Origin of the sequence: Amorphoplanes digitatis, assembly GCF_014205335.1 — a bacterium.
Taxonomy (GTDB): Bacteria; Actinomycetota; Actinomycetes; order Mycobacteriales; family Micromonosporaceae; genus Actinoplanes; species Actinoplanes digitatus.
The window spans coordinates 2537956-2557027 of sequence record NZ_JACHNH010000001.1 but is presented as its reverse complement, the minus strand read 5'-3'; the positions used below and the strand labels follow the sequence as shown (position 1 = coordinate 2557027).

Sequence of the window (19072 nt, the reverse complement as noted above, 5' to 3'; positions counted from 1 at the left end):
ACTCACCACAGGAGAAGACCGATGCGCCTGCGCCGACACCTCATCTCGATCGACGACCTCGGCGACGAGGACCTGCGCTGGATCGTCCAGCGCGGCACCCGGTACAGCGCCGGAGAAGGCGGGCACGGCACGCCGCTGGACGGCGACGTCGTCGGGGTGCTGTTCCGCAACACCTCGACCCGGACCCGGACCGCCTTCTCCGCGGGCGCGCTGCGCCTGGGCGGGCGGCTGATCACCTACACCCCGGACGATCTTCAGGAGAACACCGGTGAGACGGCCGGTGACACCGCGGCGGTGCTGTCGCGGATGCTGGACCTGCTGGTGGTACGCAGCGCCAAGGGCGACGGCGAGCTGCGCTCGTACGCGGTCTCCCGCCGGATGGGCGTGATCAACGCGATGAGCGCGTCCGAGCACCCGACCCAGGCGCTGGCCGACCTGACCACGCTGACCCGGCGCTTCGGCACGGTGGACGGGCTGCGGGTGCTCTACGCCGGCGAGGGCAACAACACCGCGTCGGCGCTGTGCCTGGCCCTGTCGCGGTACCCGGGCGTCGAACTGCACCTGCGGACGCCGCCGGGGTACGGCGTCGAGCAGTCGTTCCTGGACCGGGCGGCGACGTACGCGAAGGCGCACGGCGCACGCGTGGAGCAGCGCCACGACATGTCGTCGCTGCCGGAGGTCGACGTGGTTTATACGACGCGCTGGCAGACCACCGGTACGGCGAAGCCGACGGCCGACTGGCGCACCCGGTTCGCGCCGTTCCAGGTGGACGCGGGGGTGCTGGAGCGCTGCGGCGGCCCGGTCTTCATGCACGACCTGCCGGCGCACCGCGGCGAGGAGGTCACCGCCGAGGTCCTGGACGGACCGGCCAGCATCGCGTTCGATCAGGCGGAGAACAAGTACCACAGCGCGCGGGCCGTGCTGGAGTGGTGCTCCGGGGCCGGCACCTCGTGAACCCCGGCCGGCGGCCGCGGGCCGCCATGTATGTCGCCGGCGGCGTCTCGTCGTTCGGCACCCAGATGACGATGCTGGCGCTGCCCTGGCTGGTGCTGGAGAGCACCGGATCGGCGGCGAAGACCGGCCTGGTGTTCGCCGTGCAGGTGCTGCCGCTGGCGTTGCTGGGCTTCGCGGGCGGCAACGTGCTCCAGCGGCTCGGCGCGCGGCGGACCATGCTGGCCGGCGACGCGGCCCGGGCACCGCTGGTGGCGCTGGTGCCGGTGCTGCACGCGTCCGGCGGCCTGAGCCTGTCGATGCTGCTGACGCTGGTGGCGCTGATCGGGCTGGCCGGGGTGCCGTACGCGGCGGCGCAGCGGGTACTGGCGCTGGAGCTGATCGGCGCCGACCCGCGGGGCCTGACCCGGGCGTACGGGGTGCTGGACGGCATCTGGAACGCCGCCGCGTTCGGCGGCCCGGCGGTGGCCGGCGCGCTGATCGCGGTGATCGGGCCGTCGAACGTGCTGTGGCTGGACGCGGCCTCCTACCTGGTGTCGTTCGTGGTGCTGCTGACGATGGTGCCCCGGACGGCGGGCCGGTCGGTGGTGCCGGAGGCGGCCCGCGGCTCCTGGGCCGGGCTGCGGTACCTGCGCGCGGACCGGTTCCTCGGGCAGGCGGTGATCTCGACGGTGCTGTTCGGCTTCGTGCTGCGGGTGCTGGCGATCACGCTGCCGCTGCTGGCGTTCACCCGGTTCGGGCAGGACGCGCGGGCCGGCGGGCTGCTGGTGGCCGGCTCGGGCGCCGGCGCGCTGCTCGGCTCGCTGCTGACCTACCTGATAGCCAGCCGGGTCGCGCCCGCCCGCCTGGCCCGGATCGCGATGGTGATGATCGCGCTGCCGCTGTGGTTGCTGCTGTTGCCGGCTCCGCCGGCGGCCCTGGTCGCGGCCGTCGCCGTCTCGGCCGCGGCGGTCACCGTGTCGAACGCGCCCTACGCCGCGATCGTCGGCATGCGGGTGCCCTCGGACCTGCTGCCGTCGGTGATCCAGACGGTGATCACGGTCGGCGCCATCGCCGGCCCGCTCGGCCTGCTCTTCGCCGGCGTGCTGACCGAGCGGGCCGGCATCGGGGCCAGCCTGTTCGTCGTGGCGGCGATCGCCACCCTCGCCACGGTCAATGTCCTGTTCGCGCTGACCCGGATGGACCGCGGCAGCGCCGCACCCGCCCCCGAAAGGACGCTGGGACATGTCTGACAAGGTGCTGCTGGCCGGTGGCTGGCGGCTGTGGAGCCAGTTCGCGCTGCGCGGGCCCGGTTTCCCGGCCGCCGGGGTGCTGCGGCTCGCCCCCGCCGGGCTCGGCCTGGCCGCGGACAAGTTCCGCGACGGCCCGGTGCCGGGCCCGGAATGGGATTCGTTCGAGGACTTCTTCGGTACGGCGGCGGTCGGCACGGCCGGGGTGTTGCAGGAGATCGCGGCGTCGCCGGCGTTCCAGGCGGCGGTCACCTGGCAGAACCGGGCCGTGATCGGTTCCGGTATCCGCTCGTTCCTGGCGTGGCGGCCGTCGGTCGCCGGGCGCACGAGCATGCCCCGCCAGCGTGAGGAGCTGGTCGCGCACTACTGGCAGCGGTTCTGCGTGAAGAACGACACGATCGGCTTCTTCGGGCCGGTCGGCTGGGGGCGGATCGATACCGCGCTGGCCGGCGTCGAGGTCGACGCCGGCGACCGGCTGATCGCCGAGTCACAGGTCTACTTCTCCAGCTGGGCGATCGACAGCCTCGCGAAGATCATCGAGGCGGAGCCGGGCGTACGCCGGTGGCTCGCGCCGCGGCGGGTCTCCTTCGCCCGCCTCACCGAGGCCGCGGTCACGCTCGCCGGGTGCCCGCCGCAGCCGATCACGCGGGAGACGCACGCGATCCTCTCGGTGTGTGACGGCACCCGGGACCCGGCCGCGATCGCCGCCGCGACGGGCGTGGCGCTGCCCCGGGTGCTCGACGCTCTGCAAGAGATGGCCGGTCGGCGCTGGATCGTCTGGCGGCTCGAGATCGCCGCGAGCGCGCACCCCGACCGGCAGCTGCGGGCCGCGCTGGAACGCATCGCGGACCCGGCGATCCGCGCGGACGCCCTGGACCGGCTCGCGGTCCTCGAACGCGGACGCGAACGGGTACGGGCCGCCGGGCAGGACCCGGACGCGCTGCTGGCCGCGCTCGGCGCGATGGAGGCGTCGTTCGTCGAGCTGACCCGGTCCGCCGCACAGCGGGCGAAGGGCTCGCGGACCGCGCCGTGCCGGGCACTTACCTACTCCGATTCCCGGCGGGCCGCGACCGTGCGGGTCGGCCGGGCCGTCCTGGACGAGCTGACCCCGCTGTCGTTCTGCATGGTCGCCGCCCGGTGGCTGGTGAACCGCTTCGCCGAGGTCGCCGAGCTGCGCATCCGCGCGATGTACGAGCTGGTGCGGGAGCAGCAGGGCGAGGTGGACCTGGCGTCGTTGTGGATGCGGTGCATGCCGAACCCGTACCCGGGTGCCGCCGAGGACGCCGAGCGGATCCGGATGGAGCTCCAGCGCCGCTGGGCGGCGATCGTCAACGCGCCGCCCGGCGCCCGGCGGGTCCGGCTGCGCTCCGCGGACATCGCCGACCAGGTACGGGACGCGTTCGAGGAGCCGGGCCGCGGCTGGAGCCTCGCGAAATACCTCAGCCCGGACGTGTTCGTGCTCGCCGACGACGCGACCGACGTCGCGCGCGGCGACTTCGAGCTGGTGCTCGGCGAGATGCACGTCGCCACGAACACGCTCACCCAGTCGCTGTTCGTCATGCAGCACCCCGACGCCGGCGAGCTGCTGGCCGAGACGGACGCCGACTTCCCCGGGCCGCGGCTGATGCCGATGCTGCCCAAGGAGTCCAAGCTGCTGCGCTGGTCGACCCGCAGCCGGCCGGCGCTGACCCGGCCGCGGGACTACCACGTCGCGCTGGTGGACTACAGCGGCGATCCGCACCGCCCGCGTACCGTGCCGGGCGCCGACGTCCGGGTGCGGGAGCGCGGCGGCGAGCTCGTCGCGGTGCTGCCCGACGGCGCCGTGTTCAGCCTGCTGGACGTCTTCGGGCACGCGCTGACCAACCAGGTGATGAACCGGTTCGCGCCGCAGCCGGACGGCGACCACACGCCGCGGGTGACCGTGGACCGGATGGTGCTGGCCCGCGAGACGTGGCGGTTCACCGCGGACGACCTGGCCTTCGCCGCGGAGAAGTCCGAGGCGCGGCGGTTCGTCCTGGCCCGCCGGTGGCGGGACGCGCGGGAGATGCCGCGCTTCGTGTTCGTCGTCTCGCCCACCGAGCCGCGGCCGTTCTACGTCGACTTCGACAGCCCGGTGTACGTGAACATCCTCGCCAAGGCCGTCCGCCGCCTGGCCAAGTCCGAACCCGGCGCGCGGCTGACCGTGAGCGAGATGCTGCCGACGCCGGAGCAGGCCTGGCTGACCGACGACCGGGGCGCCCGGTACTGCTCGGAGCTGCGGTTCGTCGCCGTCGACCAGACACACGGAGGGCAGCGGTGATCACCACCTTCCTGTCCGGCCTGCCGGACGACGACAACACCGCGATCGTGACCCCCGGCGCGACGATCAGCTACCGCGAGCTGCTGAGCCGGGTCGATCCGCTGGCCTGGGCGCTGGCCGGGCGGGGAATCGGCCCGGAGCGGGTCTGCGTGGTCGCCCTCGAACGCGGCGCGGATCCGATCGTGGCGATCGCGGCGGTGCTGCGTACCGGTGCCGCGTTCCTGGTCGTCGACGTCGACCTGCCCGACAAGCGGATCGAGGCGCTCGCCCGCGGCGGCCACGCGCTGATCACCAGCGCCGCGCTGGCGCCGCGGTTCGCCGCGCTGGGGCTGCCCGGCCCGACCGTGCTCGTCGACGAGGCCGGCCCGCCGGTCCCGCTGCCGGCCGGTGTCGAGCCGCGGTCGCTGGCGTACGTGAGCCACACCTCCGGTTCGACGGGCACCCCGAACGCGGTGCTGATCGAGCACCGGTGGATGCACCCGTACCTGCGCGCGATCGTCCGGGACTACCGGCTCGGGCCGGACACCGTCGCGCTCCAGCTCGCGCCGCCGGGCTTCGACGCGGGCCTGCGGGACACGTTCGCGCCGCTGCTTGCCGGCGGGCGCCTGGTGGTGCTGCCGCGGGCCACGCTGCTGCGCCCGGCCGAGCTCTTCGCCGCCCTCGCCGAGTACGAGGTGGACACGATGCTCAGCGTGACGCCGTCGTTCCTGAGCTTCCTGGCCGGCCAGCCCGGCGCCGAGGCCGCGCTGCGGGGGCTGCGGCTGGTCGCGACGACCGGCGAGTCGATGCGCCCGTTCCTGGCCTCCGGCGGCCGCCGGCTGATACCGGGCCGGCTGGTGAACCAGTACGGCCCGACCGAGAGCACGATGACCGCCACCCGGTTCGACGTGCCCGAGCTGCCGGACACCGCGGTGGACCTGATCGGCAAGCCGATCGACGGTGTCTCGGTCCGGCTACTCGACGGCGACCTGCGCCGGGTTCCGGCGGGCAGCCCCGGCGAGGTCTGCATCGCCGGGCCGGGCGTCGGCCGTGGGTACGCCGGACGGCCCGCGCTGACCTCCGAGCGCTTCGTGCCCGACCCGTACGGCCTGCCCGGATCCCGGCTGTACCGCACCGGCGACCTGGCCCGCCGGCTGCCGAGCGGCGAGCTGGCCTACCTGGGCCGGGGCGACCGCCAGATCAAGATCCGCGGGTACCGGATCGACCCGGCCGAGATCGAGGGCGCGCTGCTCTCCCACCCGGCCGTGACCGGCGCCGCGGTCACCACCGACACCGACGCGCAGGCCCGCACGCATCTGGTCGCCCACCTCACCGGGGACCTCGCCGCGGTCGCGGACACCGTCCTGCGCGCGCACCTCGCCCGGACGCTGCCGCCGCACATGATGCCGCGCCGGTTCGCCCGGCTGAGCCGGTTCCCCACCACCCGCACCGGCAAGGTCGACCGCCTCGCTCTCGCCACCGCCCCGGCACCGCGCCGGGCCACCGAAGGGACCCACCGATGACCGACCTGACCACGCTGATCACCACGATCTACCGCGAGACCCTTTCGGACGACACGCTCGAGGCCGACAGCGACTTCTTCGAGGCGGGCGGGGACTCGCTGGCCGCGTTCCAGGTCACCGCCCGGCTGCAGGAGGAGATCGGCGCCGACCTGCCGGTGGCGCTGGTGTTCTCGTACCCGTCCCCCGCGGACCTGGCCGGCGTCGTCGACGCCGACCTGGCCGAGCAGGTCGTCTGACATGGCGGGTATCGGCGACGCCCGCCGGTGGCGGTGGTGGGACCAGTTCGCCCTGCGCGGCCCGGGCTTCCCGGCCGACGGCGTGCTGCGGCTGGTGCCGCAGGAGCTGGTCGCGGCCGCGGACGGGCTCGGGCCGGAACCCTCGGCGGCACAGTGGGCGGAGTTCCACGAGGCGTACGACGCGGCCGCGGTCAAGAACGCGCTCCGGCTACAGGAGATCGCCGGGACGCCCGAGTTCCAGGCGGCGGTCGGCTGGCAGAACCGGGCGGTGCTCGGGCGCGCCGTCCGGCCGTTCCTGCGCTGGGCACCGGAGTCCGGCCGGACCAGCCAGGCCCGCCAGCGCGAGGAGCTGATCACGCACTACTGGCAGCGGTTCTGCGTCAAGAACGACACCATCGGGTTCTTCGGCCCGGTCGGGTGGGGCCGGCGCGATCCGGCGGTCACCGGCCTGGCCGTGACGCCCGGCGACGGGCTCGTGGCCGCCACGAACGTCTACTTCGCCAGCTGGGCGGTGGACGCCCTGGCCCGCGGCCTCGGCGCCGACCCGGCGCTGGCCGGCTGGGTCGCGCCGCGGCGGGTCCCGTTCGTACACCTCACCGCGACCGGCGCGGCGCTGCCCGGCCGCCCCGCGCAGGAGCTGACGCCGGAGCTGCTGCGGGTGCTCAGGCTCTGCGACGGCATCCGCCCGGCGAACGCGATCGGCGCGGAGCTCGGCGCGGACGTCTCCGCGGAGCTGGCCGAGCTGGTCCGCCGCCGCCTGGTGCTGTGGCGCCTCGACCTGCCGGCGGACGCGTACCCGGAACGGCATCTGCGGTCCTGGCTGGAGGGCGTCGGCGATCCGGCCGCACGGCGGCTCGGCCTCGACCGGCTCGACGTGCTCGAACGCGGCCGGGACCGGGTCCGCGCCGCCGCCGGCCCCCACGCGCTGTCCGCCGCGCTCGAGGCGCTCGAGGCGGACTTCGTGACCCTCACCGAGACCGCCGCCGCCCGGGAGAAGGGCGCGTCGACCGCGCCCGGCCGGGGCCTGGTCTACGCCGACTGCCGGCGTGCCGCGACGGTACGCCTCGGCGACGACGTCCTGGCCGCCCTCGAACCGTTCGACGCGCTGCTGACCAGCGCGACCTGGCTGACCTCGGCGCTGGCCGCCAAGGTCCGCCGCCGGGTCCGGGAGGTGTTCGACGAGCTGGGGCCGGTCGACCTGGCCGCGTTCTGGTTCGCCTGCATGCCGATCCTGCACCGCGACGCACCCGCGGACGCCGCCGAACTACAGCGGGAGTTCTGGGCACGCTGGGAACGCGTACTGGACCTGCCCGAGGGCGCGCGGAGGGTCCGGCTGTCGCTGGCGGACATCGCCGGCCGGGTCCGGGACACGTTCCCCGCGCCCGGCGGCGGCTGGCCGACGGCCCGCTACCTCAGCCCCGACGTCATGATCGCCGCGGCGGGCGAGGACGCGGTCCGGCGCGGCGAGTTCGAACTGGTCCTCGGCGAGCTGCACATCGCCATCAACACCCTGGGCGCCTCGCTCTACCTCAACCAGCACCCGCGGCCGGACGACATGCTCGACCTGACCGGCCGGGACCACCCCCGCCCACGGCTCATGCCGCTGATCCCCAAGGAGAACCGGTCGCGGCTCTCCACCCGGATCCGGTACAGCCTGGTACGGCCGGAGGACTACTACGTGGCGCTGACCGAGTCCACCGCCGACCCGCGGCGCCCGCGCACCGTCAACAGCGCGGACGTGGTCGTGCGGGCCCGCGGCGACGAGCTGCTCGCGGTGCTGCCCGACGGCGCCGAGTTCGACGTGATCGACGTGTTCTCCCACGTACTGACCACGCTGGTGATGGACCGGTGGCGGATCCTGCCCGAGCACGACCACACGCCCCGGGTGACCGTGGACAGGCTGGTCATCTCCCGGGAGACGTGGCGGTTCCCGGCCGCGGAGCTTTCCTTCGCCGACGAGAAGACCGAGGCGCGGCGCTACCTGCGTGCCCGGCAGTTCCGGGCGGCACGCGAGCTGCCGCGGTACGTGTTCGTGGTCTCGCCGACCGAGCCGCGGCCGCTGTTCGTCGACTTCGACAGCCCGCCCTCGGTGAACCTGTTCGCCAAGGCGGTGCGGCGCCTGGTCCGCAAGGACCCGGCGGCCCGCCTGACCGTCTCGGAGATGCTGCCCACCCCGGAACAGACCTGGCTCGTCGACGACCGCGGCAACCGCTACACCTCGGAACTGCGCTTCGTCGCCTTCGACACCGCCGGCCTCGACTGACCGGCCGGCCCGCCGGGACGGCTGTCCCGGCGGGCCGCGAGTCGTCAGCCGCCCTCGGCCGGCCGACTGTACTTCTCCATCGTCGCCTTGCCGGTGCCGGCCTCCTTGAACGCGAGGGTCCACGGGCCGGTGTTCGTCTCGCCGTCCTTGCCGAACCCGACCCACTTGCCGGTCATCCGCAGGCCGGTCGCGTCGGCCTGCAACTGGATGGCGCCGTGGTAGCGGGCACCGCGGTAGTAGCCCTCGGCGTCGGTGGTCTCCGACCACGTGCCGGTGACCACGACGCCCTCGACGGTCAGGTCCATGGTCAGCAGCGAGTTGGCCGAGCCGGGGACGCTGCGCGCGGTGAGTCCGTCGTCGTGTTGCAGGAGAACGACGTGGTGGTAGGCGGGGAAGTACTGGTCACGGCTGCTGGAGTAGTACTGGTACTCGCTGAGCCAGATCCCGGTGTAGTTGCCGGTCGGGCGGTGCTGGCCGGCCGGGGCGGCGAGCAGGCCGTCCACCCGTACCTCGAGGTCGTGTCCGCCGCGGCCGTCCTCGACGACCATGGTGTCCGCGCCCGCCGGGAATCCGAGAGACGCCAGCGGCAGGCGGGTGACGACCTCCAGCGCGCGGGCACTGGCGGGACGCGGGTTGGCGATCTCGCCGCTCTCGTAGCGCTGGACGGTGCGCTTGGTGGTGCTGGGGGCGCCGGCCTGACGCATCCGCTCGGCCAACTCGTCCTGGCTGAGCCGCAGCGACAGGCGGACCGCCCGCAGCGCGGTGTTGGGCCGGTGGTCGTTCCGCATGGCGACGAACATACTCCGTACGTCGCCGTAATGTCGCCCTGCGCGTCGTCGCGGAAGGCCACGTCACGACGACATTCTGTGCCTAGGGCCGAAGCACAGGGGGACGCCATGCAGGTAGAGCACCTAGCCCACCGGCCCAGCTGGGACTGCGCGTCCTGCGGCATGCCGTGGCCCTGCGATCCCGCCCGCGAGTATCTGGCCGCCGAGCTCGGCCGGGTGCAGCTCGCGGTGTACATGTGGGCCAACCTCGAGGAGGCGGCCGGTGACCTGGCGAACCTGCCGGCCGGCGAGGCCTTCGACCGGTTCCTCGCCTGGACCAGACGTTGACGGACGGGTGGGGGCTCCCGCTGGGAGCGCTCTCACGCTAGCGTACGAGCCGGCCCGGCCGGACGAGTCGATTGTGTGGGTACCCATGGAGAGCATCACCAAGAATCGGCAGTCGCCCGAGACGCTGCGGGCGATGATCGCCCGCGCTTACGGCGCCGACCAGGTGCCCGACGCCGAGAGCCCGGACTGGGTCAGCGAGCTCGGGCACGGATGGTTCAACGTCGCCTACCGGATCCGGCTCCGCGACGGCCGCCAGGTCGTTCTCAAGATCGCGCCGCCGCCGCACATCGAGGTCATGACCTACGAGCGGGGCGCCATGGGCATCGAACTCGCCGCGCTCGACCTCATCGGCAAACACACGAGCGTGCCCGTGCCCACCGTCGACTTCGCCGACCGCGGCCACGACCTGTGCGACGCCGACTACTTCTTCATGCCCTACGTCGACGCGGGCAACCTCGGCATCGTCAAGGACACCCTCGCGCCGCACGAGGTCGACGCCTGCAACGAGGCGATCGGCGCGGCCACCCGCGAGCTCAACGGCATCCGCGGCCCGGCGTTCGGCCCGCTCGCCGGGCCGGGCGACCCCACCTGGCGTGCCTGCTTCCTGCGCATGATCGGCGACGTCCTGCGCGACGGCGAGCGCCGCGCGGTCGACCTCGGCTACCGCTACGACCTCGTCCGCGACGTCATCGCCGCCCACGCCGACAGCCTCGACGAGGTGACCGAGCCCCGCTTCGTCGAGTGGGACCTGTGGGACAGCAACGTCATGGTCCGGGACGGCCGCATCGTGTGCGTCATCGACCACGAGCGCGCCTTCTACGGCGACCCGCTCATCGAGGCGGGTTTCACCGGCATCGACCTGGCCGCCGTCGGGGATCCCACGGCATTCCTGCGCGGCTACGGGCACGCCGAGCTCACGGACACCGAGCGGACACGCCGCCGGCTGTACACCCTCTACCTGGTCCTCATCATGATCATCGAGACCGACTACCGCGGTCACACCGACACCGCGCAGTACGACTGGGCCCGCGAACGCCTGCACGAGGTCATCGCCCTGTTCGGTGAGGATCGCCGCTGAAACCGGCCACCCGGTCGATCGACGGCGCCGACGCGCTCGGCAGCCGCCCGATCGGCCGGCTGCTGTGGCACACCTGTTCACAGACCACCCTCTCGGTCTGCGCCTACGGCATCTACGCCCTGACCAACGCCGCGTTCGTCGCCCGCGGCGTCGGCACCGACGCCATGGCCGCCGTCAACCTCGCCGCGCCCGTCCTGCTGCTGCTCGGCGCCGTGTCGAGCACCGTCGGCGCCGGCGGCGCCTCGCTGGTCTCGCGCCGGCTCGGCGCGGGCGACCCCGCCGGTGCGGCGCGCGCCGCCGGCAACGCGTTCACCCTCTTCTGGGCGACCGCCGCCACCGTCACCATCGCCGGGCTGCTCGCCCTCGAACCGCTGCTCACCGTGCTCGGCGCCGAACCGGCCACCCGGGGCCTGACCCGCGAGTACACGATCGTGCTGCTGTGCGGTGCGCTGGTGTCGACGGGCTTCTCCAGCCTCATCCGCGCCGAGGGCCGCCTGCGGTACGCCACCATGATCTGGCTGGTTCCCGTGCTGGTCCAGATCACCCTCGACCCGCTGCTCATCTTCGGCCTCGGCATGGGCGTGCGCGGCGCCGCCCTCGGCACCGTCGGCGGGCAGAGCGTCTCCGCCGTCATGAGCCTGTGGTTCTTCTTCGTCCAGCGCGATCGTCCCTACCGCATCTCCGTTCACGATCTGCGACCGCACGGCCCCACCGTGCGGGCCCTGATCGGGATCGGCGCACCCTCGTTCCTCGCGGGCTTCGGCGCGACCCTGCTCGCCGTCCTGGTGAACAACGTCCTCGCCGCGACCGCCGCCGGCGCGACCGCCCTGGCCGCCTACGCCGTCTGCGCCCGCGTCCAGATCTTCCTCACCATGCCCCAGATGGGCATCAGCCAGGGACTGCAGCCCATCGTCGGCTACAACGCCGGCCGCGGGAACGGCGACCGCGTGGATCGGGCCCGCACGCTCGCGCTGCGCGCCACCGTCGGCTACGGCACGCTCGCCGCCCTCGCCGTCATCCTGACCGCCGGGCCGGTCGTCGCCGTCTTCACCGACGACCCCGCCGTCGCCCCGGCGGCCGAGCAGGCGCTGCGCATCATCGCCGTCGGCGTCGCCGCGGCCGGCGTCGCGCCGCTCGTGTCCGCCTACTTCCAATCGCTGGGCCGGGCCACCCCCTCGTACCTGATCTCGGTCGGCACCCTGCTGGCCGTCAAGGTCCCGGTGATCCTGGTGGCCGGCGCCGCCGGCACCACCGGGATCTGGATCGGCATCGCCGCCGGCGAGCTCCTCTCGGCGCTCGTGGCGCTCGTCCTGCTGCGGCGCGTCAGTCCGCGTCGAGCACTCCGGTGATCACGTCACCCAGCCTCCGCACGTGCGGCGGCCTCATGACGCCGAAGTGGTCGCCGGGCACGCGGTGCACGCGCACGCCGTCGCCGGTCAGTTCGGTCCAGCGGTCGAGGTAGGCCTGGTAGCTCTGGCCCGAGGCCACCTCGTGTTCGCCGCGCACCAGTTCGTCGCTGGCGATCAGTTCGAGGCGCCCGGGGAACCGGCGGTGCCGGTAGCTCATGTCCATCTCCATGACCTCGCGCCAGACCCGGACCGCGGGCAGCCAGACCTCGCCGGCACCCCGGTCGGGCAGCACGATGCCGGTCTCCGGGTTGACGTCGTCGACCAGGTGGTCGAGCAGTTCGAGGATCTCCTCGCGGCGCTCCGGCGTCTCGGCGGCGGCGCCGGCGCTGACCTCCACGAGCAGGGTCTCGAGGCGGCGCATCAGGGCCAGCTCGCTCCAGCCGTCGGCGCGGGTGTGCATGTCCAGGGCGGGGTCGAGCAGCATCAGCGTGACCTGTTCGCCGGCGTCGGCGAGGCGGTGCGCCATCTCGGTGGCGATGCCACTGCCGCCGCACCAGCTGAAGATCCGGTACGGCCCGTGCGGCCGGGCGTCGCGCAGTTCGGCGAGGTACCGCTCGGCCATGCTCTCGGTGCTGGGGCTGCCGTCGCTGTGCGCGCCGGGCCATTCGAACGCCGCCACCGGCTGCTCCGGGTCCAGGTACGGCAGCAGGCGCAGGTACCAGTGCGCGCTGCCGCCGCCGGGGTGCACGCAGAACAGCGGCACCCGCGCGGTGCCGGGCCGAAGCCACATCAGCGCGCCGGCGCGCAGGGAGGCGCCGGCGAGCCCGGCGACGGTCCGGTCCTCGATGAACGAGCGGAACGTGAGCTCGTAGCCGTGCCGGGCGCGCAGCGCGGCGATGATCCGCATCATGGCGAGGGAGTGACCGCCGAGTGCGAAGAAGTCGTCGTGGATGCCGATCCGGTCGATGCCGAGCGCCTCGCGCCAGGCGGCGGCGACGGCCTGTTCCCGCGCGGTGCGGGGTGCGACGTACTCGGCGCCTGCGGCGGGGCGGGTGCCGTCGGGACCGGGCAGGGCCGCGCGGTCGATCTTCCCGGCCGGGGTGGTCGGGAATTCGTCAACGGTGAGGTAGTGCGCCGGCACCAGGTGCCGGGGCAGCCGCGCGGCGAGGAAGTCGCGCAGCTCGGCCGGGTCGGCGGCGGACCGGGTGTACGCGACCAGGCAGGCGTCGGGGGTGCCGGGCCGGTGCACGGTGACCACGGCACCGTCGACGGCGGGGTGCGCGGCCAGGACGTTCTCGATCTCGCCGGGCTCGATGCGGAAGCCGCGGACCTTGACCTGCTGGTCGCGCCGGCCGTGGAAGTGCAGGGTGCCGTCGGCGTCGCGGGACGCCACGTCGCCGGTGCGGTACATCCGGTCGCCGGGCCGGTCGGTGTACGGGTCGGGAACGAACCGGTCGGCGGTGTTGCCGGGCCGGCGCAGGTAGCCGCGGGCGACCCCGGCGCCGCCGACGACGAGCTCGCCGCGGACGCCGGCCGGCACGGGGCGCAGGTCGTCGTCGAGGACGTAGACCCGGTGGTTGGCCATCGGGTGCCCGATCGGCGGCGGGGTCGGCGGTACCGGGGTGCGGATCTCGGCGACCGAGGCGCAGACGGTGATCTCGGTGGGGCCGTACCCGTTGAGGAACCGGGCCCGGGTACTCCAGCGGGCGGCGTGCTCGGCGTTGCAGGCCTCCCCCGCGGTGACCAGGACCCGCAGGCTCGGGAAGTCGGCCGGGTCGAGGCGGTCCAGCAGCGACGGCGGCAGGGTCATGTGGGTGAGGGTCGCCGCGTCGTGGCGCAGGTCGCCGGGGTCGGCGCCGGGCGGCGGCAGCACGAGGGACGCGCCGTTGGTGAGTGCCATGACCAGTTCCCACACCGAGGCGTCGAAGCTGGAGGCCGCGAATTGGAGTACGCGGTCGCCGGGGCGTACGTCGAGGTGCCGGTTCTGTGCGTGCCGCAGGTTGAGCATCGCCCGGTGCGGCACGGCGACGCCCTTGGGCCGGCCGGTCGAGCCGGAGGTGTAGATGACGTAGGCGAGGTCGTCACCGTGCGGCGGCGCCGGGGGCGCCGGGGGCAGCTGCCGGTAGGCGTCGTGGTCGATGACCTCGACCGGCGAGTCTCCGGGGCACGCTCGGCCGTCGGTCAGGACGACCGCGGGCGCCGCGTCGGTGATCATCCAGCTGATCCGCTCCGCCGGGTACGCCGGGTCGAGCGGCAGGAACGCGCCGCCGGCCCGGAGTACCGCGAGCGTGGCGATGATCAGGTCGGGTTCGCGCGGCAGCAGGAGGCCGACGATCGTGTCGGTACCGACGCCGAGGTCGCGCAGCCGGGTGGCGAGCCGGTCGGCGCGGGCGTTCAGCTCGGCGTAGGTGACGGTCCGGTCGCCGTGGCGCAGCGCCACCCCGGTCTGCGCCGCGATCAGGTCCGGCACCGACGGCGACCACCCGAACGGCACGATCCGCTGGTGGCGGTCGATCGCGTCGGCGTGGTCGGCCGGCGCGAGCCCGAGTCCGCGGGCGTCGCCGTCGGGGTCGCCGGCCATCGCCTCCAGGACGTGCCGGTAGGTGCGCCGCAGGATCTCCACGCCGGCCCGGTCGATGCGGCCGGGGTTGGCACCGAGGCGGAGCACGCCGGGGAAGGTCCACACCTCGAGCGCCAGGCTGCCGGGGCTGAAGTCGTCGATCATGCGTACCGCGTCGGTGCTGCCGTCCAGGACGTGGAAGTCCAGGTAGCCGAACGCGACCTCGATCAGCGGGGTGGTGCCGCAGTCGCGCTGCATGGCCGGCAGCGGGTAGCGGCGGTGCGGCCAGAGCCGCGCCTCGCCGGCGAAGACCTCGGCGACGAGCTCGCGCCAGGTGCGCGCGGTGGTGTCGGCGGCGAACGGCACGGTGTTGAGGTACATGCCGAACACCTCGTCGCCGCGCAGCCGTTCGGGACGCCCGTTGCAGAGCAGGCCGTCGAAGAAGCGGTGCCGGCCGGTGGCGATGCTCAGCGCCTTGAGGTGCGCGGCGTGCAGCACGCTCTTGAGCGAGGCGTTCGCGGACGCGGCGAGGCGGCGCAGGCCGGGTGCGAGGTCGGCCCACGGCACCTCGACGATGGTGACCGGCGCGCCGGCCGGGCCGGTGCCCCACTCGGGTGGCAGTTCGAACCGGTCGTTGCCGGCGATGGTGGCGGCCCAGAAGTCGCGGTCGGACGCCGAGGCGAGTGCGTCGCGTTCCAGCGCGACGAAGTCCGCGAAGCGGACCGTCGGCGGCTCCGGCAGCTCCAGTGTCCCGCCGTCGCCCAGTGCGCGGTACAGGTCGATGAGCATGGCCACGGTGGAGGTGTGGCTCCAGCCGTCGAGGATGGCGTGGACCTCGGAGTGGGTGAGCAGCCACTCGCCGTCGCTGAGCAGATGTACGTGGTAGCGCAGCAGGGGCGGCGTGGTGATGTCGAACGGCACGGCCCGCTCGGCGGCGAGGAACGCGCGGACGGTCGCCTGCTGTTCGTCGTGCCCGAGGCCGCACAGGTCGGTGACGGCGATCGGCAGGTCGGCGCGGGCGTGCACGAGCTGGATGATCCCGGAGTAGGTGGACAGGTCGAACGAGGTGCGCAGGATCTCGTGGCGGTCCAGGAGAATGCGGCCGGCCTGTGCCAGCACCGTGGCGGAGAACGGCCGCGGGTCGCGGATGCGGTAGCAGGAGACGTTGCGGTAGACGGCCTGGTCGCCGCCGGCCAGCATCTCGTACAGCATGCCGGCCTGGTTCTCGGTGATCGGGTAGGCGTCGGTCACGCCGTCGGGCAGCAGCCGCCGGTCGTCGTCGCCGAGCTGGGAGAAGCGTTCGACGGTGGTCTCGCGGATGGCGTCGGCGGCCGGCGGCCCGGCGAGGGCGGCGATCTCGCGCACGCTCTGGTGGGTGAACAGATCCTGTACCGCGAGGGCGATGCCGGCGGCGCGGAGCAGGCCGACGGCGCGGATGGCGCGCATGGAGTCGCCGCCGAGCCGGAAGAAGCTGTCGTGGCGGCCGACCTTGTCGACGCCGAGGGCGGCACGCAGGGCGTCGGCGATGGTCTGCTCCAGGTCGCCGTCCGGCGCGACGTACCCGCCGCCGCCCGGGCGGGGGTCGTCCGGTGCCGGAAGTGCCCGGCGGTCGACCTTGCCGCTGCTGTTCAGCGGCAGCGCGTCGAGCAGCGTCCACCGGGCGGGGATCATCGCGTCGGGCAGCCGTTCGCGCAGGAACGCGCGGACCTCGTCGAGGTCGGCGGTGGTGACCAGGTACGCGGCGAGCTGCCGGTCGTGCACGGTCACGGCGGCCTCGGTGACGCCGGGGCAGTCACGCAGAACCGCCTCGATCTCGCCGGGTTCGATGCGCTGACCGGCGATCTTGACCTGCCCGTCGAGGCGGCCGAGGAACTCGATGGTGCCGTCGGGCCGGTAGCGGGCCAGGTCCCCGGTGCGGTAGAGCCGCTGCCCGGGCCCGGCCGCGAAGGGGTCGGGCACGAACCGGTCGGCGGTCAGCGCGGCGCGGCCGAGGTAGCCGCGGGCGAGCTGGACGCCGCCGATCATCAGCTCACCGGGTACGCCGACCGGCTGCGGCCGGAACGCCCCGTCGAGGATGTAGGCGCGGGTGTTGGCGATCGGCCGTCCGATGGTGACCGGCCGGCCGGGTTCGCAGCGCAGTGCGGTGACGTCGACGGCGGTCTCGGTCGGGCCGTACAGGTTGTACAGCTCGCAGCCGATCCGCTGCCGCACGCCGTCGACCAGGTCGGCGCCGAGCGCCTCGCCGGAGCAGATGACGCGCCGCACCGAGGGCAGCCCGTCGAACGGCTCGGCCAGGAAGGCCCGCAGCATCGACGGTACGAAGTGCAGGGTGGTGATCCGCTCGGTGGTGATCAGGTCCGCGAGGTAGGCCGGGTCGCGGTGCCCGCCGGGCCGGGCCATGACCAGGGCCGCGCCGTTGAGCAGCGGCCAGAAGAACTCCCACACCGAGACGTCGAAGCCGGCCGGGGTCTTCTGGAGGATCCGGTCGGTGCCGTCCAGGCGATAGCTCTCCTGCATCCAGTGCAGCCGGTTGACGATGGCGCGGTGCTCGATCAGGACGCCCTTGGGCCGGCCGGTCGACCCGGAGGTGTAGATGACGTAGGCGGCGTTGCCGGGGGCGGGGCCGTCCTCCGGGTCGGTGTCGTCGCCGGCGACGGTGGCGAGCCAGTCCTCGGTGATGACGATCCCGGCGCCGGCGTCGGCGACCATGAAGGCCCGGCGCTCGGCGGGGTGTTCGGGGTCGAGCGGCAGGTAGGCGGCGCCGGACTTGAGGGTGCCGAGCAGGGCGGGCACGAGGTCGGCGCCGCGGGGCAGGTCGAGCGCCACCACCGACTCCCGCCCGGCGCCGAGGCCGCGCAGGTGGTGTGCGATCCGGTTGGCCCGGGCGTTGACCTGCGCGTAGGTCCACGACCGACCGGCGAAGACCAGGGCGACGGCATCGGGGGTACGGGCGACCTGCGCCTCGAACAGCGCGGGCAGCGTGCCGCCGGGGTAGTCGGCCGCGGTGTCGTTCCAGTCGACGGTCAGCTGCCGCCGCTCGCCGGGTGTGAGCATCTCGAGCCGGTCGGCCGGTGCGTCCGGCGCGGCGACGGCGCTGGTCAGCAACTGGACGAAGTGCCCGGCGAGGCGCTGCACGGTGGCGGGGTCGAACAGGGCGGTGGCGTAGGTGAGGCCGGCGCCGAGTGATCCGTCGGGTCGCACGGCGACGCCCAGCGTGAGGTCGAACTTGGCGCTGCTCTCGCCGACCGGGATCCGCTCGATGCGCAGGCCGCCGGCCTCGACGGCGGTCGTGCCGGCGTCGTCCATCAGGAACATGGTGGAGAACAACGGGGTGCGCGACAGGTCCCGGCTGGGCGCGAACTCGTCGACGAGCAGCTCGAACGGCAGGTCCTGGTGTGCGTGCGCGTCGAGCACGGCGTCGCGGACCCGGCGCAGCACCTCGCCGAACGACGGCCGGCCGGACAGGTCTGCGCGCAGGACGACGGTGTTGACGAACAGGCCGATCAGGTCCTGCACCTCCGGGCGGTCCCGGCCGGCGATCGGGGTGCCGACCGCGATGTCGTGCTGCCCGGTGTAGCGCGACAGCAGGATGTCGAAGACGGCGAGCAGGGCCTGGAACACGGTGGCGCCGCGGTCGCGTGCCAGCCGGGTCAGCGCGGCGGCGGTCTCGGCGGGGATCGCGAAGGTGTGCAGGGCGCCGGCGGAGTCGCGGACCGGCGGGCGGGACCGGTCGGCGGGCAGCTCCAACGGGCTGAGCCCGGCGAGACGCGTCCGCCAGTACCCGAGGTGGCCGTCCAGGACGTTGCCGGACATCTCGGTGCGCTGCCACGCGGCCACGTCGGCGTACTGGAGGGGCAGCGGGCCCGCGACGGTGTTCGCCGCGTAGTGCCGGGCGAGCTCGCCGACCAGGAGGCCCTCGGACCAGCCGTCCATGGCGATGTGATGCACGGTGAGCACCAGGGCGTGCTCGCCGTCGGCGAGGCGGGCCAGGGTCGCGCGCAGCGGCGGGCCCTCGGCCAGGTCGACCGGCTGCCGGTCATGGGTGCCGAGGGCGGCGATCCGCGCCTCGCGGTCGGCCGGGGCGAGTGCGCGCAGGTCGAGGACGGTCAGCTCGACCGGGCCCGGTTCGTCGATCACCTGGACCGGGTCGCCGGCGGCGCTCAGGGTGTACCGGGTGCGCAGCACCTCGTGGCGGGCCACGACGGCGTCCAGTGCCGCGCGCAGGGCGCCGGCGTCCAGGTCGCCGCGCAGCCGCAGGGCCACGCTCGTCAGGTACTCGGTGCTGCCGGGCCGCACCTGGTCCAGAACCCAGAGGCGGTGCTGTGCGTGCGACAGCGGGAGATCGGCGCCGCGGTCGGCGCGGGTCGGTCCGGCGGCGGGCCGGGCGGTGGTGGCGCCCAGCAGCCGCCGGCGCGCCAGCTCCGCACGCAGCGTCGCCGGGTCCATGGTCTCGGTCATCGGGCTACCCTCCGCAGCAGCGGGCCCGCGCG

The 19072-nt window shown here is 74.0% G+C and carries 11 protein-coding genes; 9 read left to right on the top strand and 2 right to left on the bottom strand.

Going from position 1 to position 19072, the window contains the following annotated elements:
* The first annotated feature begins 21 nt into the window (after positions 1 to 21).
* From BJ971_RS11060 to BJ971_RS11035, 6 genes are read left to right on the top strand one after another with little or no spacing between them, the layout of a single operon-like run.
* Positions 22 to 954, top strand: coding sequence for an ornithine carbamoyltransferase (locus tag BJ971_RS11060; RefSeq protein WP_184992189.1), 933 nt, complete (start codon positions 22 to 24; stop codon positions 952 to 954).
* Entirely contained in the window at positions 927 to 2183 is a 1257-nt protein-coding gene (locus tag BJ971_RS11055; RefSeq protein ID WP_239087097.1) for an MFS transporter, read from the top strand. Before BJ971_RS11060 ends, BJ971_RS11055 begins: the two co-directional genes overlap by 28 nt.
* Positions 2176 to 4479 carry a lantibiotic dehydratase gene (locus BJ971_RS11050; protein ID WP_184992187.1) on the top strand — a complete coding sequence of 768 codons (2304 nt, stop codon included), beginning with the start codon at positions 2176 to 2178 and terminating at the stop codon, positions 4477 to 4479. Before BJ971_RS11055 ends, BJ971_RS11050 begins: the two co-directional genes overlap by 8 nt.
* On the top strand, positions 4479 to 5981 hold the full coding sequence (locus tag BJ971_RS11045) for an amino acid adenylation domain-containing protein (RefSeq protein ID WP_377885231.1): 1503 nt from the start codon (positions 4479 to 4481) through the stop codon (positions 5979 to 5981). Before BJ971_RS11050 ends, BJ971_RS11045 begins: the two co-directional genes overlap by 1 nt.
* Complete coding sequence (locus tag BJ971_RS11040; RefSeq protein WP_184992183.1) at positions 5978 to 6217, top strand: acyl carrier protein; 240 nt, start codon at positions 5978 to 5980, stop codon at positions 6215 to 6217. Before BJ971_RS11045 ends, BJ971_RS11040 begins: the two co-directional genes overlap by 4 nt.
* 1 nt (position 6218) lies before the next feature.
* A complete protein-coding gene (locus BJ971_RS11035; RefSeq protein ID WP_184992181.1) occupies positions 6219 to 8480 on the top strand; it encodes a lantibiotic dehydratase in 2262 nt (753 codons plus the stop codon).
* Between the two features lie 44 nt (positions 8481 to 8524).
* On the opposite strand, the gene BJ971_RS11030 is transcribed toward BJ971_RS11035, so the two are convergent.
* On the bottom strand, positions 8525 to 9268 hold the full coding sequence (locus BJ971_RS11030; protein WP_184992179.1) for a helix-turn-helix domain-containing protein: 744 nt from the start codon (positions 9266 to 9268) through the stop codon (positions 8525 to 8527).
* 108 nt (positions 9269 to 9376) lie between these two features.
* Here BJ971_RS11030 and BJ971_RS11025 point away from each other — a divergent pair, with 108 nt between their 5' ends.
* The 3 genes from BJ971_RS11025 to BJ971_RS11015 all read left to right on the top strand — a co-directional run bounded on the left by BJ971_RS11025 (position 9377) and on the right by BJ971_RS11015 (position 12022).
* Positions 9377 to 9595, top strand: coding sequence for a hypothetical protein (locus BJ971_RS11025; RefSeq protein WP_184992177.1), 219 nt, complete (start codon positions 9377 to 9379; stop codon positions 9593 to 9595).
* Positions 9596 to 9680: 85 nt separating this feature from the next.
* The gene (locus tag BJ971_RS11020) at positions 9681 to 10673 is read left to right on the top strand and encodes a phosphotransferase family protein (protein ID WP_184992174.1); all 993 of its coding nucleotides are present in this window, start codon (positions 9681 to 9683) and stop codon (positions 10671 to 10673) included.
* Complete coding sequence (locus tag BJ971_RS11015) at positions 10670 to 12022, top strand: MATE family efflux transporter (protein WP_184998784.1); 1353 nt, start codon at positions 10670 to 10672, stop codon at positions 12020 to 12022. The genes BJ971_RS11020 and BJ971_RS11015 overlap by 4 nt, the downstream gene beginning before the upstream one ends.
* Here BJ971_RS11015 and BJ971_RS11010 read toward each other — a convergent pair.
* Entirely contained in the window at positions 11997 to 19040 is a 7044-nt protein-coding gene (locus tag BJ971_RS11010; protein ID WP_184992172.1) for a non-ribosomal peptide synthetase, read from the bottom strand. The genes BJ971_RS11015 and BJ971_RS11010 overlap by 26 nt on opposite strands.
* Positions 19041 to 19072 lie beyond the last annotated feature (32 nt).